This window comes from Morganella sp. GD04133 (assembly GCF_029835375.1).
Classification (GTDB): Bacteria; Pseudomonadota; Gammaproteobacteria; order Enterobacterales; family Enterobacteriaceae; genus Morganella; species Morganella morganii_B.
Genome location: NZ_JAODZS010000016.1, coordinates 26168 through 46182, shown reverse-complemented (window position 1 = coordinate 46182; position 20015 = coordinate 26168). Strand labels below are relative to the sequence as shown.

The following is a 20015-nucleotide window of genomic DNA, read 5'->3' as shown; positions in this document are numbered from 1 at the left end:
TTCCTGAAAAATTAAAAACGAATTAATGCTGAACCCCAGGCAAAACCACCGCCGAAGGCTTCAATCAGAATCAGCTGACCGCGTTTGATGCGCCCGTCACGAACCGCTTCGTCGAATGCCGTCGGTACAGAGGCCGCAGAGGTGTTGCCGTGACGATCAAGCGTTACCACCACTTTATCCATGCCCATATTTAATTTTTTTGCTGTGGCACTGATAATGCGCAGGTTTGCCTGATGCGGCACCAGCCAGTCGAGTTCTGATTTATCAATATTGTTCGCCACCAGCGCTTCTTCAACGACGTTGGCTAATTCACGGACCGCCACGCGGAACACCTCGTTACCTGCCATCGTCAGGTATGCCGGTTTTTCGCTGTCTTTACGATCTTTATTCGGTAATGTCAGCAGATCGCCGTAACGACCGTCCGCATGTAAATGGGTGGAGAGAATGCCCGGCTCTTCTGAGGCTTCAACCACAAAAGCACCCGCGCCGTCACCAAACAGGATAACAGTACCGCGATCTTCAGGGTCCAGCGTTTTCGCCAGCACATCCGAACCGATCACCAGCGCTTTTTTCGCCATACCGGTTTTAATGAATTGATCCACCACGCTGATAGCGTAGCTGAAACCGGCACATGCCGCCGCCACATCAAAGGAGATGCAGCTGTCAATGCCCAGCAGTTTCTGGATTTCACAGGCCGCGCTCGGGAAACCGTGCGTGGAAGAAGTGGTACCCACAACGATCAGATCGATATCACCGGCAGGAATACCCGCCATATCCAGTGCGTTCAGAGCTGCCTGGTGCCCCATCGTAACAACGGTTTCATCATCACCGGCCAGACGGCGCTCACGGATCCCCGTACGAGTAACAATCCACTCATCGGTTGTGTCGACCATTTTTTCCAGATCAGCATTTGTGCGGATTTGTGCAGGAAGATAGCTCCCGGTTCCTAAAATTTTTGTATACATATTAGTTAGTTACTCTTGGGTAATACCATAGCGAGGCGGGATGCGATTCGTTCAGGCACCTGCTTTTCAACAGTCTGAACCGCCTGCGTTATGGCAGCGTTGAATGCACTTACATTCGCCGCACCGTGACTTTTAATCACAATGCCGCGTAATCCTAACAGAGAAGCACCGTTATACTGGTCGGGGTTCAGGTGGCTGAAGCGTTTATTCAGCCATTTTGTCACCACTTTCTTCACAAGTTTGTACAGAAGGGATGAAGATTTGCCTTCATTTTGTGATTTAAACATAGAAAGGATCACACGAATCACCCCTTCCATGGTTTTCAGGGTAACGTTACCCGCGAAGCCGTCACAGACCAGCACATCCGTTTTACCGGTCAGCAGTTCGTTACCTTCTGCATAGCCGATATAATTGATGTCCGGTATCGATTTCAGCACCGTGGCTGCTTCGCGGATATTGTCGAGTCCCTTGGTTTCTTCTTCACCGATGTTCAGTAATGCCACACGCGGATGCGGGATCCCGGCCACATCTTCTGCCATCACCGCGCCCATGACAGCAAACTGCACCAGCATCTCACTGCTGCACTCCGCATTTGCGCCCAGATCAAGCAGCACCGTTTTGCCTTTCTTCTGATTCGGCACCACGGTCATCAGCGCGGGACGCTCGATGCCTTCAATCGATTTCAGCATCAGTTTCGCCAGCCCCATCAGCGCCCCGGTGTTTCCGGCACTGACGCACGCCTGTGCCTCCCCCTCTTTCACCAGTTCCAGCGCGATACGCATGGATGTGCCTTTGCTCTGGCGGATAGCCTGAGAAGGTTTGGCATCACCGGCAATCGTCTCATAGGCAGGGATCACCCGCAGACGACTGAGCAGCTCAGCATTCTGGTTTGCAAGCAGAGGAGAAATGGAATCAGGGTGCCCGACCAGCAACAAGGTGAGCTTTGGATTAGATGCCAGTGCCTGCAGCGAGGCAGGCACTGTGACATGGGGGCCGATATCCCCACCCATGGCATCTAACGCGATGGTTAGATTAGTCAAGATATCAACGTGCTTAAAAAGCAGCAGATTACTTGTTGATTACCTTACGACCACGGTAGTAACCATCAGCGGTCACATGGTGGCGCAGATGAGTTTCACCAGAGGTTTTGTCAACAGAAACCAGAGTTGCTGACAGTGCGTCATGAGAGCGACGCATACCACGTTTGGAACGAGTTGGTTTATTTTGTTGTACGGCCATTGACCTTACTCCTTAAGTACTTTTCTTTAAACTGGCTAATGCGGCAAACGGATTTGGTTTTTCTGCTTCCGGAGGAAGCTCACCAAAGACTTTCACCGCGTCGGACACTTCACAGTGTTCAGAATCATGTACCGGAACCACAGGCAGAGAAAGAATTAATTCATCTTCAATCATTGCCAGTAAATCTGTCTCACCAAAATCATTTACGTCAATTGGCTCATACTCTTCCGGTAATGCCTCAGCCTGTTCATCGCTGACAACCGGGCTGAAACAATACGTTGCGCGGACATGAAGCGGGAAGATATTACCACACCGCTGACACTCAAGTGAAACATCAGTTTCTGCTGTTCCCTTAATGACTGTCAGACGCTGCGGATCGATTTCAAACGTCAAATCAACATCAACATCGCTGTCCACACTGACTACCGATTCGGCTAACCGCGTAACCTGCTCAGGTGCATAGCACCCCCGGTAATCCAGACGCTTCTGCGCGGCGCGCTTTGCATCAATAGTCAGAGGTAATTTTATCTTTTGCATAAGGCGCGCATCTTATATTCGTAAGACGATATAGTCAAAGAAAATATAGACAGCAAAGAGGGCGGTAACCTGCCTTCCCGCTAAAAATACACTCAATAAGCGGCGCATAGTTTAGAATGAGTTTATTCTTTTTACCATGACTTTCGGAATATTTATGATCTCACTGGTTCTCGCCTCCACCTCCCTGTACCGCAAAGCGTTGCTGGAAAAACTCGGCATCCCGTTTGTATCCGCCGCCCCGGATACCGATGAAACCCCGCATCCGGCAGAAGATGCGCAGTCGCTGGTCATGCGCCTGGCACGCGAAAAAGCCCGTTCATTAACACAACAGTACCCTGACAGCCTGATTATCGGCTCTGATCAGGTTTGTGTGCTGGACGGGGAAATTACCGGCAAACCGCATCATTATGACGCGGCCTTTGCACAATTGCGCAAAGCCTCCGGTCAGTGCATCACCTTTTATACCGGGCTGAGCCTGTATAACAGTGCCACCGGGGAAGATCACACGATATGTGAACCTTACCACGTATATTTCCGTACACTGGATGATGACGAAATCCGTGCCTATCTGCTGGCGGAAATGCCGTATCAGTGTGCCGGAAGCTTTAAATCTGAAGGTTTAGGAATCGCCTTATTTAAAAAACTGCAGGGAGATGACCCTAATACACTGATAGGTTTACCGCTTATCCGACTGACAGAATTACTGATTCAGGCCGGATACAACCCACTGCGGATCCCCCGCTGACACGCTCCGGGGCATCCGATGATTCTGAGGAACTGACATGAAGCTGAAAATGATCGCTGCCGCAACGCTGCTGTTCAGTGCTGCCGGTCTGGCGGCCCCGTCACTGGCGGATAAGACAACCTTTGTTGCCGACTGTACAAAAGGCGCTGTGACCAACCTGAAAAACCCGGAGAACCGCAGTAAAGTTCCGGCGGTCTGTGAGTGTGTGTATGACAACTCGCTGGCGAAATTCGGCAAAGACGGACTGGAAAAACTGGATGATCGGATCCGCAAAGGTCAGGCACTGACCGAACAGGACTCTCAGGCAATCGGTGAGATTGCACAAAGCTGCACCACAAAGATTATCGGTGTGCAGACGAAGTAACCGCAGAATACCCTCTGTATAAGCAAAAACCCGCGTTCTGCGCGGGTTCTTTATTTCTGCTCTCTGCTTATTTTGCCTGTTTCGACCGCAGTACCGTCAGGCAATTGCGCAGTTTTTCATCCAACGGTGCCTGAAGGCGCATTGCCTCACCGGTAGACGGATGGGTAAAGGCAAGTGCCGCCGCATGTAAAAACAACCGGTTAAGTCCCGTGCCTTTCAGCTGAGCATCAAACTGCGCATCACCGTAACGGTTATCAAACGCGATAGGATGGCCCGCATGCAGCGTGTGAACACGGATCTGATGTGTACGGCCGGTGACCGGACTGGCTTTGACCAGCGTAGCCGCCTCAAACCGTTCCTCTACTTTAAACCGTGTTTCCGACGGTTTGCCTTCCGGGCTGACTTTCACCACGCGCTCGCCGCTCTGGAGAATATTTTTCAGCAGCGGTGCCTGCACTACTTTTACCGAAGACTGCCACTGACCGCGTACCAGTGCCAGATAATCTTTCTGCATCTGTTTCAGGCGCAGCTGCTCATGCAGTGCCCGCAGCGCGGAACGTTTTTTGGCGATCAATAAAATGCCGGAGGTATCGCGGTCAAGCCGGTGTACCAGCTCCAGGAAGCGTGCCTCCGGGCGCAGTGCGCGCATTGCCTCAATCACACCGAAACTCAGACCGCTGCCGCCGTGTACCGCTGTACCCGCCGGTTTATTAATCACCAGAATATGATCATCCTCATACAATACACACTCTGCGAGTGCGGACACTTTATCCAGTTTCGCCGACACCGGGGCATCGTTTTTCTCAGCCACACGCACCGGCGGGATACGGATGCTGTCCCCGTCCGCGATTTTGTATTCCGGCTTAATCCGGCCTTTATTGACACGCACTTCCCCTTTACGGATGATGCGGTAAATCATGCTCTTCGGCACCCCTTTGAGACGCGCGAGCAGGAAATTATCAATACGCTGGCCGGCTTCATCGCCGGACACAACAACAAATTGAACTGTCTGATTATCAGTTTTCATGAAACGGGGGGCTATCCTCTGAACCGTTGCTCCGTAAACCGGGATATTTTCCCGGTGAAACAGGCGGCAAATGTGCATCAATGTTTTACGCGGCTATTTTCCCATTTTTTCCGGAAAAAGACCAAGGATTAACGTCATTAACAAATTTCTGCACAAATTTCACCGAAACATGCAATGTCACCTTGCTATAACCACACCGGCAATGGAATAATGCATGCGCCGATTTTGGCAAAACAGATATTTTATCTTTGTCTGACCGATGACAACGCAGCAATGGCGTAAGACGTTATTTCCGGTCAGATAATCAGCGGGCTGCGGGTTGCAGCTTACCGGGCCGGTATCGCGTATAAACGTGATTTTCAGCCGGCAACGGGGATTCAGACAAGACTGAACCTCACCGACACAATTTGCACCTCTATACGATCGACAGCCGGGAGGCTGACGGTGCGGTAAAAGCCACGAGGTCATCGGTTCCGGTAGCAACGAAATTGCCCGCAGCGCACTAACTAAATGAAAAAAATTGAGTAACTTATAATGAAAAGAATGTTAATCAACGCAACTCAGCAGGAAGAGTTGCGTGTTGCCCTTGTTGACGGGCAGCGCTTGTATGATCTGGATATCGAAAGCCCCGGTCACGAACAAAAAAAAGCAAACATCTATAAAGGGAAAATCACCCGTATTGAACCGAGTTTAGAAGCTGCTTTTGTTGACTATGGCGCAGAACGTCACGGTTTCCTTCCCGTCAAAGAAATTGCCCGCGAGTATTTCCCCGCTAATTACCACGCTTCCGGCCGCCCGAATATCAAAGATGTCCTGAGAGAAGGTCAGGAAGTCATTGTACAGGTGGACAAAGAAGAGCGCGGGAATAAAGGCGCGGCACTCACCACCTTTATCAGCCTGGCCGGCAGCTATCTGGTTCTGATGCCGAATAACCCGCGTGCCGGGGGTATTTCCCGCCGTATCGAAGGGGATGACCGCACCGAGCTGAAAGAAGCCCTGTCCGCGCTGGATATCCCGGAGGGTATGGGTCTGATTGTCCGCACCGCCGGTGTCGGTAAATCGGCTGATGCCCTGCGCTGGGATCTCGAATACCGTATCAAGCACTGGGAAGCCATCAAAAAAGTTGCTGAAGGCCGCCCTGCTCCGTTCCTGATCCATCAGGAAAGTAATGTTATCGTCCGTGCGTTCCGTGATTATCTGCGCCCGGACATCGGTGAAATCCTCATCGATAACCCGAAAATTCTGGAACTGGCACGCAAGCACATCACCGCTATCGGTCGTGCCGATTTTGCCAGCAAAATCAAGCTGTATCAGGGCGAAGTGCCGCTGTTCAGTCATTATCAGATCGAATCGCAGATTGAATCCGCTTTCCAGCGCGAAGTCCGTCTGCCGTCCGGCGGTGCGATTGTTATCGACACCACCGAAGCCCTGACCGCTATCGATATCAACTCCTCCCGCTCAACGCGCGGCGGTGATATCGAAGAAACCGCGTTTAACACCAACCTGGAAGCGGCGGATGAAATCGCCCGTCAGCTGCGCCTGCGTGACCTCGGCGGCCTGATTGTTATCGACTTTATCGATATGACCCCGGTCCGTCATCAGCGCGAAGTGGAAAACCGCATGCGCGAGGCCGTCCGTCAGGATCGCGCCCGTATCCAGATTGGCCGCATTTCCCGCTTTGGTCTGCTGGAGATGTCCCGTCAGCGTCTGAGCCCGTCACTGGGTGAATCAAGCCATCATGTGTGTCCGCGATGCAGCGGTACCGGGACTGTGCGTGATAACGAATCGCTGGCGCTCTCCATTCTGCGTCTGATTGAAGAAGAAGCGCTGAAAGAGAACACCCATCAGGTACATGCGATTGTGCCGGTGCCGGTCGCCTCTTATCTGCTGAACGAAAAACGCCAGGCGGTCAGTGCGATTGAAGCACGCCAGGCCGGTGTCAGCGTGATTATCGTGCCGAACAACCAGATGGAAACCCCGCACTTCCGTGTGGTCCGTGTCCGTAAAGGTGATGAAATCGGTACCCTGAGCTACCGTCTGCCGGAGAAATACGAAGCGGAATCCGCTGCCGGTGAAGAAGAGGAAACTCAGGAACGCCGTGCGCCGGAACAACCGGCTATCAATGCCTTTGCTATCACCTCCGATGCACCGGTACCGGCACAGACTGCCGCAACCCGCAAACCGGAAAGCAAACGCGATAACCGTCAGGACAAACAGGCACCTGCGGCTTCTGAAGGTGGCTTCTTTAGCCGTTTCATCAAAAAACTGTTCGGCTCCGCACCTGCTGTGCCGGAAGAAACTGAACAGAAAGAGAAAAAACAGACTAACGACAACAACCGCCGCGGCGGGAATGATCGTAATAAACAGCGCCGTAACCGCCGTGATCGTAATGATCGCAACGGCGAACGTACCGAGCGTGCTGACCGTCCTGAGCGCAGTGATAACGAATCGCGTAACAAACGCGATCGCGATACGGTGAATGAGCCGCGTAAAGGCCGTAATCAGAATACACCGAATGACGATCTGACACCGGAAGAGCTGGCCGCCCGCGAAGCACAGCAGCAGTTACGCCGTGAACAGCGTGCAGAGCGTCAGCGCCGCCGTCAGGACGAAAAACGTGCCCAGCAGGATGCGAAAAAACTGCGCGCCCAGCAGGACGAGCAGGATGCCCTGAACAGTGACGGAAATACGGAAGATGATGATGCACCGACGCCGGTTCGTCAGCGCCGTACCCGCCGCCAGCTGAACGGCTCTGTCCGCGTCACTGACGGTGAAACGCAGACTAAACCGGCTGTTGCAGCACCGGTTCCGGTTGTTATTGATGATGCCCCTGCGGCAGTTCCTGCGGATACCGTGGCACCGGCAGCGGCTGAAAGCAATGGTGATGAAGCACACAGCGACAACATCCTGCCGCGCCGCTCCCGCCGTTCACCACGTCATCTGCGGGTGAGTGGTCAGCGCCGCCGCCGTTACCGTGAAGACCGTCAGCTGACGCAATCTCCGGTTCCGCTGGAAATGGCTGTGTTCTCACCTGAACTGGCTTCCGGTAAAGTGTGGATCCAGTACCCGGTTGTAACACCGGCTGCACAGGCAGAACAGGAAATCGCCGCTGAGACACCGGAAATCACCGAAACAACCGCGGTGATAACAGAAACCACCGTTGTTGCTCAGGTGATGACTGAAGCGGCAGAAGCCACTGTTGCGGCAGAACAGTGCTCTCTGACTGTCGAGTCTGAAGCACCTCAGACCACGGTGCCGGAAGAAACACCGGTTGCGGATACTGTCACTGAATCTGTACCGGCAGAAGAGCCTGTACAGGAAACGGCTGACGTTATCGCTGATGAGCCTGTTGCTGTCACAGAACCTGTTGCACCGGTTGTTGTTGCAGAACCGGAAGTGATTGCAGAGCCTGAACCGGTTGTTGTGGCAGAGCCTGTTACCGCACCGGTTGCGGCAACGGTTACTGAAACAACCGTCGTTGTGGCCGGTCGCCATGCTTATTCACCGATGACCAAAGCCCCTGCTCCGGCAACCACCGGCGAAGCCTTTGTTATCACCGAATATCAGCGCGAAGCCCGCGAAGCCTATGCGCTGCACGGTGCCGGTGGTCATGCTGCCACTAACCATGCAGCATCAGAGCCGTCAAAAACCCTGCTCTGATAATCCGCACTGAACTGAAAATGGCTCCCCCCGGGAGCCATTTTTTTATGACAAAAGATAAAAAAAACCGTGAATATTCAATTCACGGTTTCTGCTGTTCAGGTTATGCGATTACTTGATATCTTTGATATCGCCCATTGCCTTGAGTTCTCTGGAGATTTCGCGGCGCTCTTTTGACAGATCCGCATTCTTGATAATGTACTCATCCACACGATCTTCATAGTCACTGCGCATATTAGCAATGATGGCCTGGATATCCTCAATGGACATACCCGGCTTGATGTAATCACTCAGGTTATCAAGCAGAAGTACACGTTTCTGGTTATCACGAATTTTCTTTTCGTTGTCAGTTATTTCACGCAGTATTTTGTTTTTACGGCGAAACATACGAACGAACTCCAGGACATTGTGAAAGGAAGGCTTGGTTGTGTTGTCCATTATTCTACCCTTAGTCATATCTGAAATGTGATTCATTAAACAATACAGGTTAACCATGACTGCCGACAAGCACTTCCGCCGGTTTTCATCAGTTTTATTCAGTGTAGCGTATTTCTGTGCGGAATTGTTTCAGCTGATATAAATTTCATACAAATTACCGTCATTTTGTGAGATCTGCCATCAAATCGCATTACGGGAATAATCAGGACTGAAATTGGTATTTTGTCCGCGATTTGTTACCCTGTAGCCCATCCTTTATCAAAAAACGGGCCATACGGTGTCTTCAGCACAATTTTTCTTTCACGATTACGAAACCTTCGGGCAGGATCCTGCCGGTGACCGCCCGGCGCAGTTTGCCGGTGTCCGCACGGACAGCGAATTCACGATTATCGCCGACCCGGTGATAGCCTACTGCGCCCCGGCGGATGACTATCTGCCGCAGCCCGCGGCGGTGATGATAACCGGCATCACACCGCAGGAAGCTCTGCAGAAAGGCGTTAATGAGGCGCAATTTGCCAGGCTGATTCATGACACCTTTACACAGCCGGACACCTGTATTCTCGGCTATAACAGCATTCGTTTTGATGATGAAGTCACCCGTAATATTTTCTACCGGAATTTTTACGACCCGTATGCCTACAGCTGGATGAACCGCAATTCCCGCTGGGATCTGATCGATATCACCCGCGCCTGTTATGCGCTGCGTCCGGACGGTACAAACTGGCCGGAGAATGACGAAGGACTGCCGAGCTTTAAGCTGGAGCATCTGACCGCTGCCAACGGTATCGCCCATGAAAACGCCCACGATGCAATGGCGGATGTGTATGCCACCATTGCCATGGCAAAACAGCTGCGCGGCGCACAACCGCGTCTGTTCGATTATTTCTTCAGTCTGCGCGATAAGCGCAAACTCGCGGCACTGATTGATATTCCGGCCATGAAACCGCTGGTACATGTCTCCGGCATGTTCGGGGCTGTCCGTGCCAATACCAGCCTGGTGGCACCGCTGGCGTGGCACCCGGATAACCGCAATGCTGTGATTATGTGTGACCTCGCCGGTGACCTGACCCCGCTGCTGACGCTGGACGCGGATACCCTGCGTGAGCACCTGTACACCCGCCGTGATGACCTGCCGGAAGGCGCATCTCCGGTACCGCTCAAACTGGTGCATATCAATAAATGCCCGATCCTGGCACCGGAAAATACCCTGCGCCCGCAGGATGCACAGCGTATCGGATTGGATAAAGACCTGTGTGCCCGTAATGCAGAGTTGCTGCATCAGCATCCGGAGATCCGCGAGAAAGTGGTGGCGGTTTTCGCACAACCGCGTGAATTCCCGGTGCAGAATGATGTCGATCGCATGATTTACCAGGGTTTTTTCAGTGAGTCAGATAAAGCAGCCATGACCATTATCCGCGAAACAGATCCGAAAAATCTGCCTGCACTGGCACTGAGTTATCAGGATGCCCGTCTGCCGGAATTACTGTTCCGCTACCGCGCCCGGAATTTCCCCGGCACACTGGACGAACATGAGCAGCAGCGCTGGCTAGCCCATCGCCGTGAGGTGTTCAGTCAGGATAATTTGACCCGTTATTTCGGACAGATTGGTGAAATGATGCAGGAATATCAGCATGATGCAAACAAGACAGAATTACTGAAGAAGCTGGTGCAGTACGCGCAGCACCTAGCAGAATAAGCAGACAGACCGCCGGGAGCAGCACTCCCGGCGGTAAAATTACCCCGCTTTATTAACGGTATAAAATACCCTGCACAGGGATTCCCTGTACTTCGGACAAACAGAGACCATCCGCGTGCGGCTCTCTGTATCCCGTCCCAGTTCTTTCAGCACCCCTTTGGTGATCAGCGAATCTGCACTGCTGTGCTTGATGCCGATACTGACATTTTCATCACGGGCATTCAGGATATAGACAATCAGCGCCCGCTCATCGGTGCTGAGGTTATGCAGAACCTCTGCTTTATGGCACTTGACCTGAACTGCTTTGCCGAAGGCATTTTTGAGTCTTTTAAACATAATCATCAGTAATCAGGAAGAAAAGCTGATTATAGTGAATTTAATCCCTTATTAACATTCATGGTTTATACTGATTTTCTGTGCTTCTGAAAGATCATTTCTGATGCTGACTGCAACTGCACCCTTCATGTCTTTCCCCCCAGTATTTTAATTTACTGGTTTTGCCCAGCCCCGGATTCAGGGTATTGGTCGGATCGGTGGCTTTATAGAAAGCTTTCAGTTGTGGTTTGGCTTTATACAGATGACCCACATTATGCTCTGCCGGATATTCCGCCCCGCGCGTGTTGAGGATTTGCAGCATCTCCTCTTTCAGCGCATGCGGATCCACGCCTTTCTTCACAATATAATCCTGATGGAAAACGTGGCATAAAAAATGTCCGTAGTAGAGTTTATGCACCAGTTTGCTCTCAATTTCCGGCGGCAGGACTTCCAGCCACGCCTGATCATTACGGCGCAGTGCAATATCCAGCGCAAGAATATCCTCGACTTTACTGCTGTTAACCGCATGATAACGGATGGCGGCACCGGCAGCCACAAAACGGTGCAGGAAGGCATCTGCCCCCTCTTTGGCATCACACTCAAAGAAGCCACCTTCTGCATTTTCAAAGAAACTGCTCAGCCAGCTGCGGGCTTCATCAATGCCTTCACCGGCCATTTTCAGCATCAGGTGATGTTCATATTTATCGCGGTACTCTTCCATCCGGCGCGGCAGATGGTTCGGCCATAAATGGCTGAATAACTGCATTGTGCGGTCGATCAGATTTTTCGGCAGCAGCGGAATTTTATTGAAGATGGCATCCATCCGTCCTTTGATGGTGAACAGTTTCGGCATTTTTTCGGTGCCGAGCTTGTCGATCGTCAGGAAGCTGTCTTTACCGTACACTTTTGCGATGTCATAACACTCGCGGTGCATATATTCCCCGGCCACCGGCAGATGCTTAAAGTTGGCGAGAATATGGCGGCGGATATCTTCCAGTACCGATGGGGTATTGGTGCCGATATAGAAGACTTTGTTTTCGCCCTGTGACGGGAACGTATCCAGGCGCACCGCAAACACCACCAGCTTACCGGCACAACCGGAGGCTTCAAACAGACGGCGTTCATCGGCGTTAAAGCGGGACGGGGTATCCGCATCCACATCACGGATACGCTGATGATAATCATGGTCAGAAGCCGGCTTATCCGTATCCTCAATATCCGCATCCTGATACTGCCGGTATTCCAGGCAATTCAGAATCTCTTCCGGGGTGGAGCCCAAATCAATCCCCAGATGGTTGACCAGTTCTGCGGTGCCGTCCGCATTAACACGACCGTACAGCGCCAGTTCGGTATAAGCAGGACCGCGCTGCACCAGCGAACCGCCGGAGTTATTACAAATCCCGCCGACCACGGAAGCCCCGATACAGGAAGAACCAATGACGGAATGCGGTTCACGACCCAGCGGTTTCAGGACTTTTTCCAGATGCCACAGCGTGCTGCCGGGCAGTGCCACCACCTGCTGCTGTTTTGTCAGAACCTGAATTTTATCCAGGCGCAGCGTGCTGATAATGATAATTTCGCGGTCATAATCATCCCCGCTCGGGGTGGAGCCTTCCGTCAGACCGGTATTGGCTGCCTGCATGATCACAATTCTGTCAGCCTCAACGGCGGCTTTAAACACCTGCCACAATTCATACAGTGTCCCCGGGAACACCACCGCCAGCGCGCTGCCTTCACCGGAACGGAACCCCTTGCGGTAGCGCTCCGTCTTACGCGGTTCTGTTAAAATGTGTTTGTGGCTGACAATATCTGTCAGTGTCTGAATAAGACGTGCGCCGTCAGGTTGCTGACTGTTGATCATACATTCCCCCGCTCAGGTTACTTATAGTTCGCTAAATAATCATTATGCCCCTTATTTTATTTATAATACAAATACTATTTTTAACAAATTTAACAGATTAACCACGACGCCGGCTTACCTGAACAGGTTGATCAGCAGCGTCATCATCATGATGCCGACTGTCAGGATCAGGATTTTACGGACGATTTCACCGTTAGTGCGAATAGCATGCTGACTGCCGAAGTGATTCCCGAGCAGACTGGCGGCGATCATCGGGATACTGAGCAGAAACGCGATATGTCCGGCCATAATAAAGGCGACCAGCCCGCCGACGTTCGACGCCAGGTTAAAGATTTTTGAGGTGGCGGAGGATTTCAGTAAATCGAGGTTATTGATCAGAAACAGACAGAGTATAAAGATACTGCCGGTGCCCGGCCCGAAAAAGCCGTCATAGAAACCAACAATAAAGCAGGTGAAAAAGACCAGCCACACTGATTTGCGCACGGCGCTGCCTTGTCGGGCACCACCCAGTTTCCCCTTAAAGAAGGCGGCCAGCAGGCCGATCGGCAGCATACAGATAATAATATAGGTAATCGTTTCAGACGGCAGATATATAATCGCTTTCGCACCCACCCAGGCCCCGAAGAACGATGAAATAATCCCGGCAGGAATTATCTGCCAGTAAACCGATTTGTTTTTGATGAAATTAGAAATGGCCGCCAGTGTCCCGACAGAACTCACCAGTTTTTCCTGACCCAGTGCCATATGCGGTGGCAAACCGGTCAGCATAAAGGCCGGGATCAGAATCAGCCCCGCGCCGCCTGCAATAGAATCAATATACCCGGCGACAAAAGAGGCGATCACCAGCAGTGCCAGTCCCGCATAAAAATAATCCGCCATCAGGCTGTGTTCAATATACATCCCTATCCCTTAATTATTATCATTTTCTATACTTTCATAAGGTTACTATACGCGATTACCTATAAAAAAACGGCGCACAGCATCAAACTGTGCGCCGTTTTCACGACATAACTGCTTAAAGACTTACTTTTCCGGCATCTGCGGCATCGGGCGGCGGAAACGACGGGTCAGAAACAGCATATAGATCAGACCCAGTGCGCCCCAGCTCAATCCCAGTTCCATCGATTTCGCATCGAGGTTGAACCAGAGCACGGTCACTGTCGCGGCACCGATAACCGGCAGCAGCAGATAGTTGATCTGGTCGCCCAGCGTCTTGTTGCGGCGCTCGCGGATATAGAACTGTGAAATCACAGACAGGTTGACGAAGGTGAACGCCACCAGTGCCCCGAAGTTAATCAGCGCGGTTGCGGTAACCAGATCAAACCAGACTGCACTCAGTGCCAGCACACCGACCAGCAGCACGTTCAGTGCCGGGGTGCGCCATTTCGGGTGTACGTAGCCGAAGAATTGCTCCGGGAACACACCGTCACGGCCCATCACATACATCAGACGGGATACCCCTGCCTGTGCCGCCATACCGGAAGCCAGTACGGTGACGCAGGAGAACACCAGAATGATGGACTGGAAGAAGGCACCTGCCACCATGTACATAATTTCAGGCTGTGACTCTTCCGGATTATTGAAACGGGACACATCCGGGAAATAGAGCTGCAGGAAATAAGACACCGCGATAAAGATCAGCCCCCCAATCAGAGCGGTCAGGAAAATCGCTTTCGGGATCACTTTCCCGGCATTCGGTGTTTCTTCTGACAGTGAGCTGATACCGTCAAATCCTAAGAAGGAGAAGCACAGTATGGTCGCCCCGCTTATCATCGGGATCAGTTCCGCATCAATGGAGGCAAACGGACGGAAAGAGAGCAGCGTACCCGCCCCTTCACCCGCAGACACACCACGGACCAGCAGACCGACAAACACAATCATCACCGCAACCTGTACCAGTACAATCCCGGTATTGAGGTTTGCCACGACATTGATGCCGCGCAGATTAAATAATGTCATCAGGAAAACCAGACCCGCGACGAAAATCCATGCCGGACAGTCGGGGAAGATGGCCTGAAGATAAATTTTTGCCAGCAGAATGTTGATCATCGGCATGAACAGGTAGTCCAGCAGTGATGACCAGCCGACCATAAAGCCGATATGCGGGCTCATGGATTTCTGGGCATAGGTATACGCCGAGCCGGCAGACGGGAACCGTTTAACCAGTTTTCCGTAGCTCAGCGCAGTAAAAAGAATGGCTGTCAGTGCGATAGCATAAGAAGTCGCAACATGACCGCTGGTAATTTCGGACACAATCCCGAAGGTATCAAAGATAGTCATCGGCTGCAGGTAAGCAAGCCCCATCATGACAACCTGGACGAGAGTCAGTGTTTTTGCGAGTTGTACGCGGTTATTGGCAGCTGTACGGTTCAGGCCAATATCGAGGGCGGTATTATCCGACATGAGCGAATCCTCCCGTAACACCGACAATCATACTGATACTACTATCAGATGGCGTGTTACCGGGAAGACTTCGCATCTGCCTGTAGGCAGTGAAGTAAGAAGAGGTTTGGGGTGCTGAGCAGGAGCGCCGTGCTCCGTAGTCATCGTTGCAGCAGCCAGCGCCGATTGGCACAGGTGCAAAAGTGAAAAATTGCGCCATTTATCGCATCCTCATACCGGTGTTTATCGTCCGGTGTCATTCAGTAAACAGTTATCCGGCCTATCGGCCCCTTTTTTTGTCGGTGACAATATTTTAGTGCAAAAAAAAACCGATGCGTATAAATGCATCAGTTATTTTTTTGGATGGCGCATTCTGCACCCCTCAGTCATAAATTTCAAGCTTTGTTCGCCCTGAACCGGTAATTTTTTTCTATACCTGTTTAGCGACAGAATTTCCGTGACGAAACTTTGAATATTTATAGCCGGAACGTTAAAAAATCCCGTTGTTTGTATATTTTACAGTCACTCTGCCTGCCATAAAAAAACACGGCGCCCGGAAAAGGACGCCGTGTTCCGACACATAATAATGAATGATAGTTACATCAGAAATTATAGTTCAGACCGATGTTGTAACGGCGGCCATCCAGTGTGGCACCGTAATTTTCAGTATCAATACGGCGATCCAGCACGTTATACACACCCGCCACAACGTTCAGGTCTTTATTCAGCTGATAACTACCGCCGATATCCACGGTGGCATAAGAACCGGTTCCTGTTGCCATATTGGTGCGGGACAGGTAATCCGACGTTTTACCGCGGAAGTTTACCCGGCTCCAGGTTTTGATATCCTGCGTGGTATCCCAGTTCAGTGTGGCGTTAGCCATATGTTTTGGTGTCTTATTCAGCGGTTTACCTTTAAATTTACCGCTCTTCTGTTCAGAATCAGTAAAGGTATAGTTAGCCGTTAAATCAACAGACTCAACAATCTGCCAGTTCATAATCGCTTCAACACCGCGCATATTGGCTTTATCAACGTTTTCACGTTCGCTCACAAAGTCATATAACTCGCCGCGTCCATCAGCTAATGTACATTTTCTTTCTGCACCTGTGCCGCAAAGGCGGGTTTCAGTGATCTTATCTTTAAAGTCAGTGTTAAAGACTGTCAGGCTCATATTGAGATCATCCTGATTGTTCCACAGCACACTGATCTCTTCGGTAACACTTTTCTCTGGCTTCAGATCCGGATTACCGAAAATAACCGCATTTGAGTTACCACCACCGGTTGCCTGTCCCCATGATGCCGTTGCCTGACGCAGATCCGGTGAACGATAACCGGTGGACACCCCCCCTTTCACCGTCCAGCTCTCATCCAGATGCCATACACCGTAGACACGCGGTGTCCAGTGTGTTCCGTAGTTTTCATCCTTATCCATACGCAGGCCGCCGGTCAGAGTGAAATCATTGGTCAGTGCCCAGTCATCTTCCGCGAACAGCGCCCAGCTGTAGCGATCGAGTTTATTACCATCCAGTTTGTTGCCTTTATCTTTCAGCTCTTCGAATCGGTACTGACCACCGAGGCTCAGCATATGATCGCCGAGCGGCAGAACGGTCTGGTTACGGGCGATGGTGTCGTAATACTCCATATTACGCCCCGGGTTTTTGGTTTCATTACGCTGAACATAGCTGTTCATGCTGCCCCAGTCGTAGTTACCGTCGTGGGTCAGTGCATATTGCGTCATTTCATACTTACTGAAACCGCTGGATTTTTTCTTTTTACTGGATTCTGACGCACTTTTTTCCCAGCGGGAATCACGGTGCTGATTATCTTTTTTGAAATCGAAATCAATACTGTTCTGCTCATCCGGTGTCAGCGTCAGTGTGCCGCCGCCGCTGGTCATGATCTGACGGTTAAAACCATCCGTGAAGTTATCTTCCCCGCGATGAGAATACTGACCGTTCACTTTCATGCTCAGCAGGTTATCCACCAGCGGACCGGCGGCGAAGAAACTGCCCTGCCCGGTGTTACCGCTGTCTTTACGTTCGGTGATAGTGGCATCGGTACGGACACTCGCGTGCCACTCACCCTGCGCTTTCCGCGTGATAATATTGATAACCCCGCCCATGGCATCCGAACCATACAGTGACGACATCGGCCCGCGCACCACTTCAATGCGTTCAATCGCTGTCAGCGGCGGCAACCATCCCTGTTCAATACCGGAGTTATCACTATTAGGGCGCGTTTCGCGGCTGGCGACCCGTTTCCCGTCCACGAGGATCATGGTGTATTTCGGATCCATCCCGCGGATACTGATATCAGACGAGCTGCCGCCGCCGGTGACCACAACACCCGGCACATCTTTCAGGGCATCGGTCACATCGCGGTACGCTTTATCTTCCAGCTGTTCGCGTGAAACAACGGAGATAGTCGCCGCAGCATCCTCAATTTTCTGCTGGAAGCCGGATGCGGTGGTAACCACAATCACGTCTTCTTTATTTGCAGCCTGAGCAGCCATCACCTGAGCGGCGAGTGCTGCCATAACACATACCGCCACTTTTCGTTTTGAAAAAATAACCATTCTTTTGATTCTCCAAGAGATAATATATTTATGGACAATCGACATTCGCTCTCAGGGATTTATATCCCTTTTTTTTAAATAATAATGACCCTGCCATTGCAGGCATCCGTCATTATTTTAGTATTGCCTTTTATAAGGCTATTTGTTTTTATAAATAAAACTATACAGAAAACAGTAGATTATCAGTGCAGTGGTTCTATACGGCATGCAGATAATCACCCTCTGCGGAAATATATTCCGCAGAGAATAAAAAAGAATACGTAATATAAACCGGTTCTATTATGCCAGTGCCGCAACCGCGCGCGGCACCAGGCCATCAATCACAACATGCGGCACAGACTGTGAGCAGTGCTCAATACGGCCGCGTACACCATAAACGGTTGCCAGGCTCTCCGGGGTAATAACCGCTTCCGGATCCCCTTCCGCAATTAAATGCCCGTCTTTCAGCATTAATATATGATCACCGTGACGCAGTGCGATATTAATATCATGAACGACCACGACCGTAATAATATTCCGGCGCTGCGTTTCACGGCGCACCAAATCCATTACGTGGTACTGATAATTTAAATCCAGCGCACTTAACGGCTCATCCAGTAATAACAGGGTCGGCTGACGGATTAAGGATTGCGCCAGCCCGACTAATTGTTTTTGACCGCCGGATAACTGATCCAGATAATTCAGCGCCAGATGTTCAATCCCTAATTGTGACAGCAGAGACATCACTTCCTGCTCACTGTCACGGTCAGAAACACCGCCGGATGCCCGTTGTGCCACAATCACGGATTCCAGCACATGCAGATGCACACCTGCTGGCAGGGTCTGCGGCAGATAAACCACCTGCTTCGCGCGTTCGGCAAAATTCATCCGCATCAGGTCGTGCCCGTCGAGCAGTAACTGCCCCTCCGCCTTATTCAGTCCGGCCAGGGAGCGCAGCAGGGTTGATTTTCCGCTGCCGTTCGGCCCGAGCAGCACGGTGATTTTACCGCGCGGCAAAGGCTCAACATTCAGGTCTTCAATGATTTTCCGTTTCGGATAACCGGCATTGAAGTGTTTAATCTCTAACCCGCTCTGCGCTGACATTGCATTCAAATCCATCTTACATGCTCCCCTTATGACGCAGGATCATGCTCAGGAAGAACGGCACACCTACCAGTGATGTCACAATACCGACCGGAATAATCACGCCGGGAATCAGGTTTTTCGAGGCAATGGACGCCATCGACAGTACCAGCGCCCCGATTAATGCACTCGCCGGCAGATAGAAACGGTGATCCTCACCAAACATCATGCGGGCAATGTGCGGCGCGACCAGGCCGATAAAGGCAATCGGACCGACAAAAGCCACCGCCAGTGCAGTCAGAATACTGATGCGCAGTAACGTACCGAGACGCAGACGGCGCACGTTAATACCGAAACTGACAGCGCGATCCTCACCGAGACGCAGTGCGGTCAGCCTCCACGAGTTACTCATAGAGATCGGCAGCAGAATAGCAAAGGCCAGTGTCATCACACCCAGTTTCACCCAGGTGGCACGCGCCAGGCTGCCCATCGTCCAGAAAACCAGACCCTGTAAAGTGTCTTCCGTGGCAATAAACTGCATCATGGACACCAGCGCGTTAAAGGTAAAGACCATTGCGATACCGAATAACACCACACCGGAGGTTGCGACACGTGTCCAGCGGGTGATGCCGTCGAGCATCAGCGCGGAAAACAGGGCAAAAATAAAGGCGTTCGCGGAAACAAACCATTGATCCGGCACACCCGGAATACCAATCCCGAGGACTATCGCCAGCGCCGCACCAAACGATGCGGCGTTGGAGACGCCGAGGGTAAACGGACTTGCCAGCGGGTTATTGAGGATGGTCTGCATTTCTGCCCCGGCAAGGCCGAGGGACATACCGACCACCACCGCCATCAGGGCATACGGCAGACGGATTTCCCAGACAATCACACGGGTGCTCGCCGACACACTTTCCGGCGACACCAGGGTCTGCCAGAGGGCATCAAGGGTCAGCCCGGACGGCCCCATGGTGAAATCGAGCACCACGGTACAGAGTATTACCGCCACCACCGCACACATCCACATCAGCCGCCTGCGCAGTACACGCCGGTAATGTGATTTCACATCACAGCTTAATTCACTGCCTGCCTGTTCCGGCTTCGTCTGTAGCATTGCTTCTGTGGTAATACTCATTATTCAAATACCT

General features: G+C 51.6%; 17 protein-coding genes. 4 read left to right on the top strand and 13 right to left on the bottom strand.

Annotated elements, in window-relative coordinates; translation table 11 throughout:
• Nucleotides 1-11 precede the first annotated feature (11 nt).
• From N7387_RS09580 to yceD, 4 genes are read right to left on the bottom strand one after another with little or no spacing between them, the layout of a single operon-like run.
• Complete coding sequence (locus N7387_RS09580; protein ID WP_049241106.1) at nt 12-965, bottom strand: beta-ketoacyl-ACP synthase III; 954 nt, start codon at nt 963-965, stop codon at nt 12-14.
• Nucleotides 966-970: 5 nt separating this feature from the next.
• Nucleotides 971-2005, bottom strand: a complete 1035-nt coding sequence (gene plsX / locus N7387_RS09575; RefSeq protein ID WP_071592728.1) for a phosphate acyltransferase PlsX — start codon at nt 2003-2005, stop codon at nt 971-973.
• 28 nt (nt 2006-2033) lie between these two features.
• Nucleotides 2034-2204, bottom strand: a complete 171-nt coding sequence (gene rpmF / locus N7387_RS09570; RefSeq protein ID WP_004240653.1) for a 50S ribosomal protein L32 — start codon at nt 2202-2204, stop codon at nt 2034-2036.
• A 12-nt stretch (nt 2205-2216) separates the two neighbouring features.
• Nucleotides 2217-2741: a 23S rRNA accumulation protein YceD gene (yceD, locus tag N7387_RS09565; RefSeq protein WP_004238065.1), complete on the bottom strand. Its 525-nt coding sequence runs from the start codon at nt 2739-2741 to the stop codon at nt 2217-2219.
• A gap of 154 nt (nt 2742-2895) precedes the next feature.
• Here yceD and N7387_RS09560 point away from each other — a divergent pair, with 154 nt between their 5' ends.
• Both N7387_RS09560 and N7387_RS09555 read left to right on the top strand, forming a co-directional pair.
• Complete coding sequence (locus N7387_RS09560; protein ID WP_262868278.1) at nt 2896-3486, top strand: nucleoside triphosphate pyrophosphatase; 591 nt, start codon at nt 2896-2898, stop codon at nt 3484-3486.
• 37 nt (nt 3487-3523) lie between these two features.
• Entirely contained in the window at nt 3524-3850 is a 327-nt protein-coding gene (locus N7387_RS09555; RefSeq protein WP_262859792.1) for a hypothetical protein, read from the top strand.
• A gap of 67 nt (nt 3851-3917) precedes the next feature.
• On the opposite strand, the gene rluC is transcribed toward N7387_RS09555, so the two are convergent.
• Nucleotides 3918-4877, bottom strand: a complete 960-nt coding sequence (rluC, locus tag N7387_RS09550; RefSeq protein WP_279798500.1) for a 23S rRNA pseudouridine(955/2504/2580) synthase RluC — start codon at nt 4875-4877, stop codon at nt 3918-3920.
• Between the two features lie 534 nt (nt 4878-5411).
• Here rluC and rne point away from each other — a divergent pair.
• Entirely contained in the window at nt 5412-8537 is a 3126-nt protein-coding gene (rne, locus tag N7387_RS09545) for a ribonuclease E (protein WP_279798499.1), read from the top strand.
• A gap of 111 nt (nt 8538-8648) precedes the next feature.
• Here rne and tmaR read toward each other — a convergent pair whose 3' ends face one another.
• Nucleotides 8649-8975, bottom strand: coding sequence for a PTS system regulator TmaR (gene tmaR / locus N7387_RS09540; RefSeq protein ID WP_025154524.1), 327 nt, complete (start codon nt 8973-8975; stop codon nt 8649-8651).
• A 277-nt stretch (nt 8976-9252) separates the two neighbouring features.
• On the opposite strand from tmaR, the gene sbcB reads away from it, so the two are divergent.
• Nucleotides 9253-10671: an exodeoxyribonuclease I gene (gene sbcB / locus N7387_RS09535; protein ID WP_279798496.1), complete on the top strand. Its 1419-nt coding sequence runs from the start codon at nt 9253-9255 to the stop codon at nt 10669-10671.
• Between the two features lie 39 nt (nt 10672-10710).
• Here sbcB and N7387_RS09530 read toward each other — a convergent pair whose 3' ends face one another.
• From N7387_RS09530 to N7387_RS09500, 7 genes are all read right to left on the bottom strand, one after another.
• Nucleotides 10711-11013, bottom strand: coding sequence for a hypothetical protein (locus tag N7387_RS09530; RefSeq protein WP_025154526.1), 303 nt, complete (start codon nt 11011-11013; stop codon nt 10711-10713).
• Between the two features lie 88 nt (nt 11014-11101).
• Nucleotides 11102-12847, bottom strand: coding sequence for a D-lactate dehydrogenase (gene dld, locus N7387_RS09525; protein WP_279798494.1), 1746 nt, complete (start codon nt 12845-12847; stop codon nt 11102-11104).
• Between the two features lie 114 nt (nt 12848-12961).
• Nucleotides 12962-13747, bottom strand: coding sequence for a TSUP family transporter (locus tag N7387_RS09520; protein WP_262868279.1), 786 nt, complete (start codon nt 13745-13747; stop codon nt 12962-12964).
• A 123-nt stretch (nt 13748-13870) separates the two neighbouring features.
• The gene (locus N7387_RS09515; RefSeq protein WP_025152654.1) at nt 13871-15250 is read right to left on the bottom strand and encodes an APC family permease; all 1380 of its coding nucleotides are present in this window, start codon (nt 15248-15250) and stop codon (nt 13871-13873) included.
• A 581-nt stretch (nt 15251-15831) separates the two neighbouring features.
• Complete coding sequence (locus N7387_RS09510; protein WP_279798491.1) at nt 15832-17805, bottom strand: ligand-gated channel protein; 1974 nt, start codon at nt 17803-17805, stop codon at nt 15832-15834.
• 279 nt (nt 17806-18084) lie between these two features.
• Nucleotides 18085-18903 carry an ABC transporter ATP-binding protein gene (locus tag N7387_RS09505; protein ID WP_279798490.1) on the bottom strand — a complete coding sequence of 273 codons (819 nt, stop codon included), beginning with the start codon at nt 18901-18903 and terminating at the stop codon, nt 18085-18087.
• Nucleotide 18904: 1 nt separating this feature from the next.
• On the bottom strand, nt 18905-20002 hold the full coding sequence (locus tag N7387_RS09500) for an iron ABC transporter permease (RefSeq protein WP_279798488.1): 1098 nt from the start codon (nt 20000-20002) through the stop codon (nt 18905-18907).
• Nucleotides 20003-20015 lie beyond the last annotated feature (13 nt).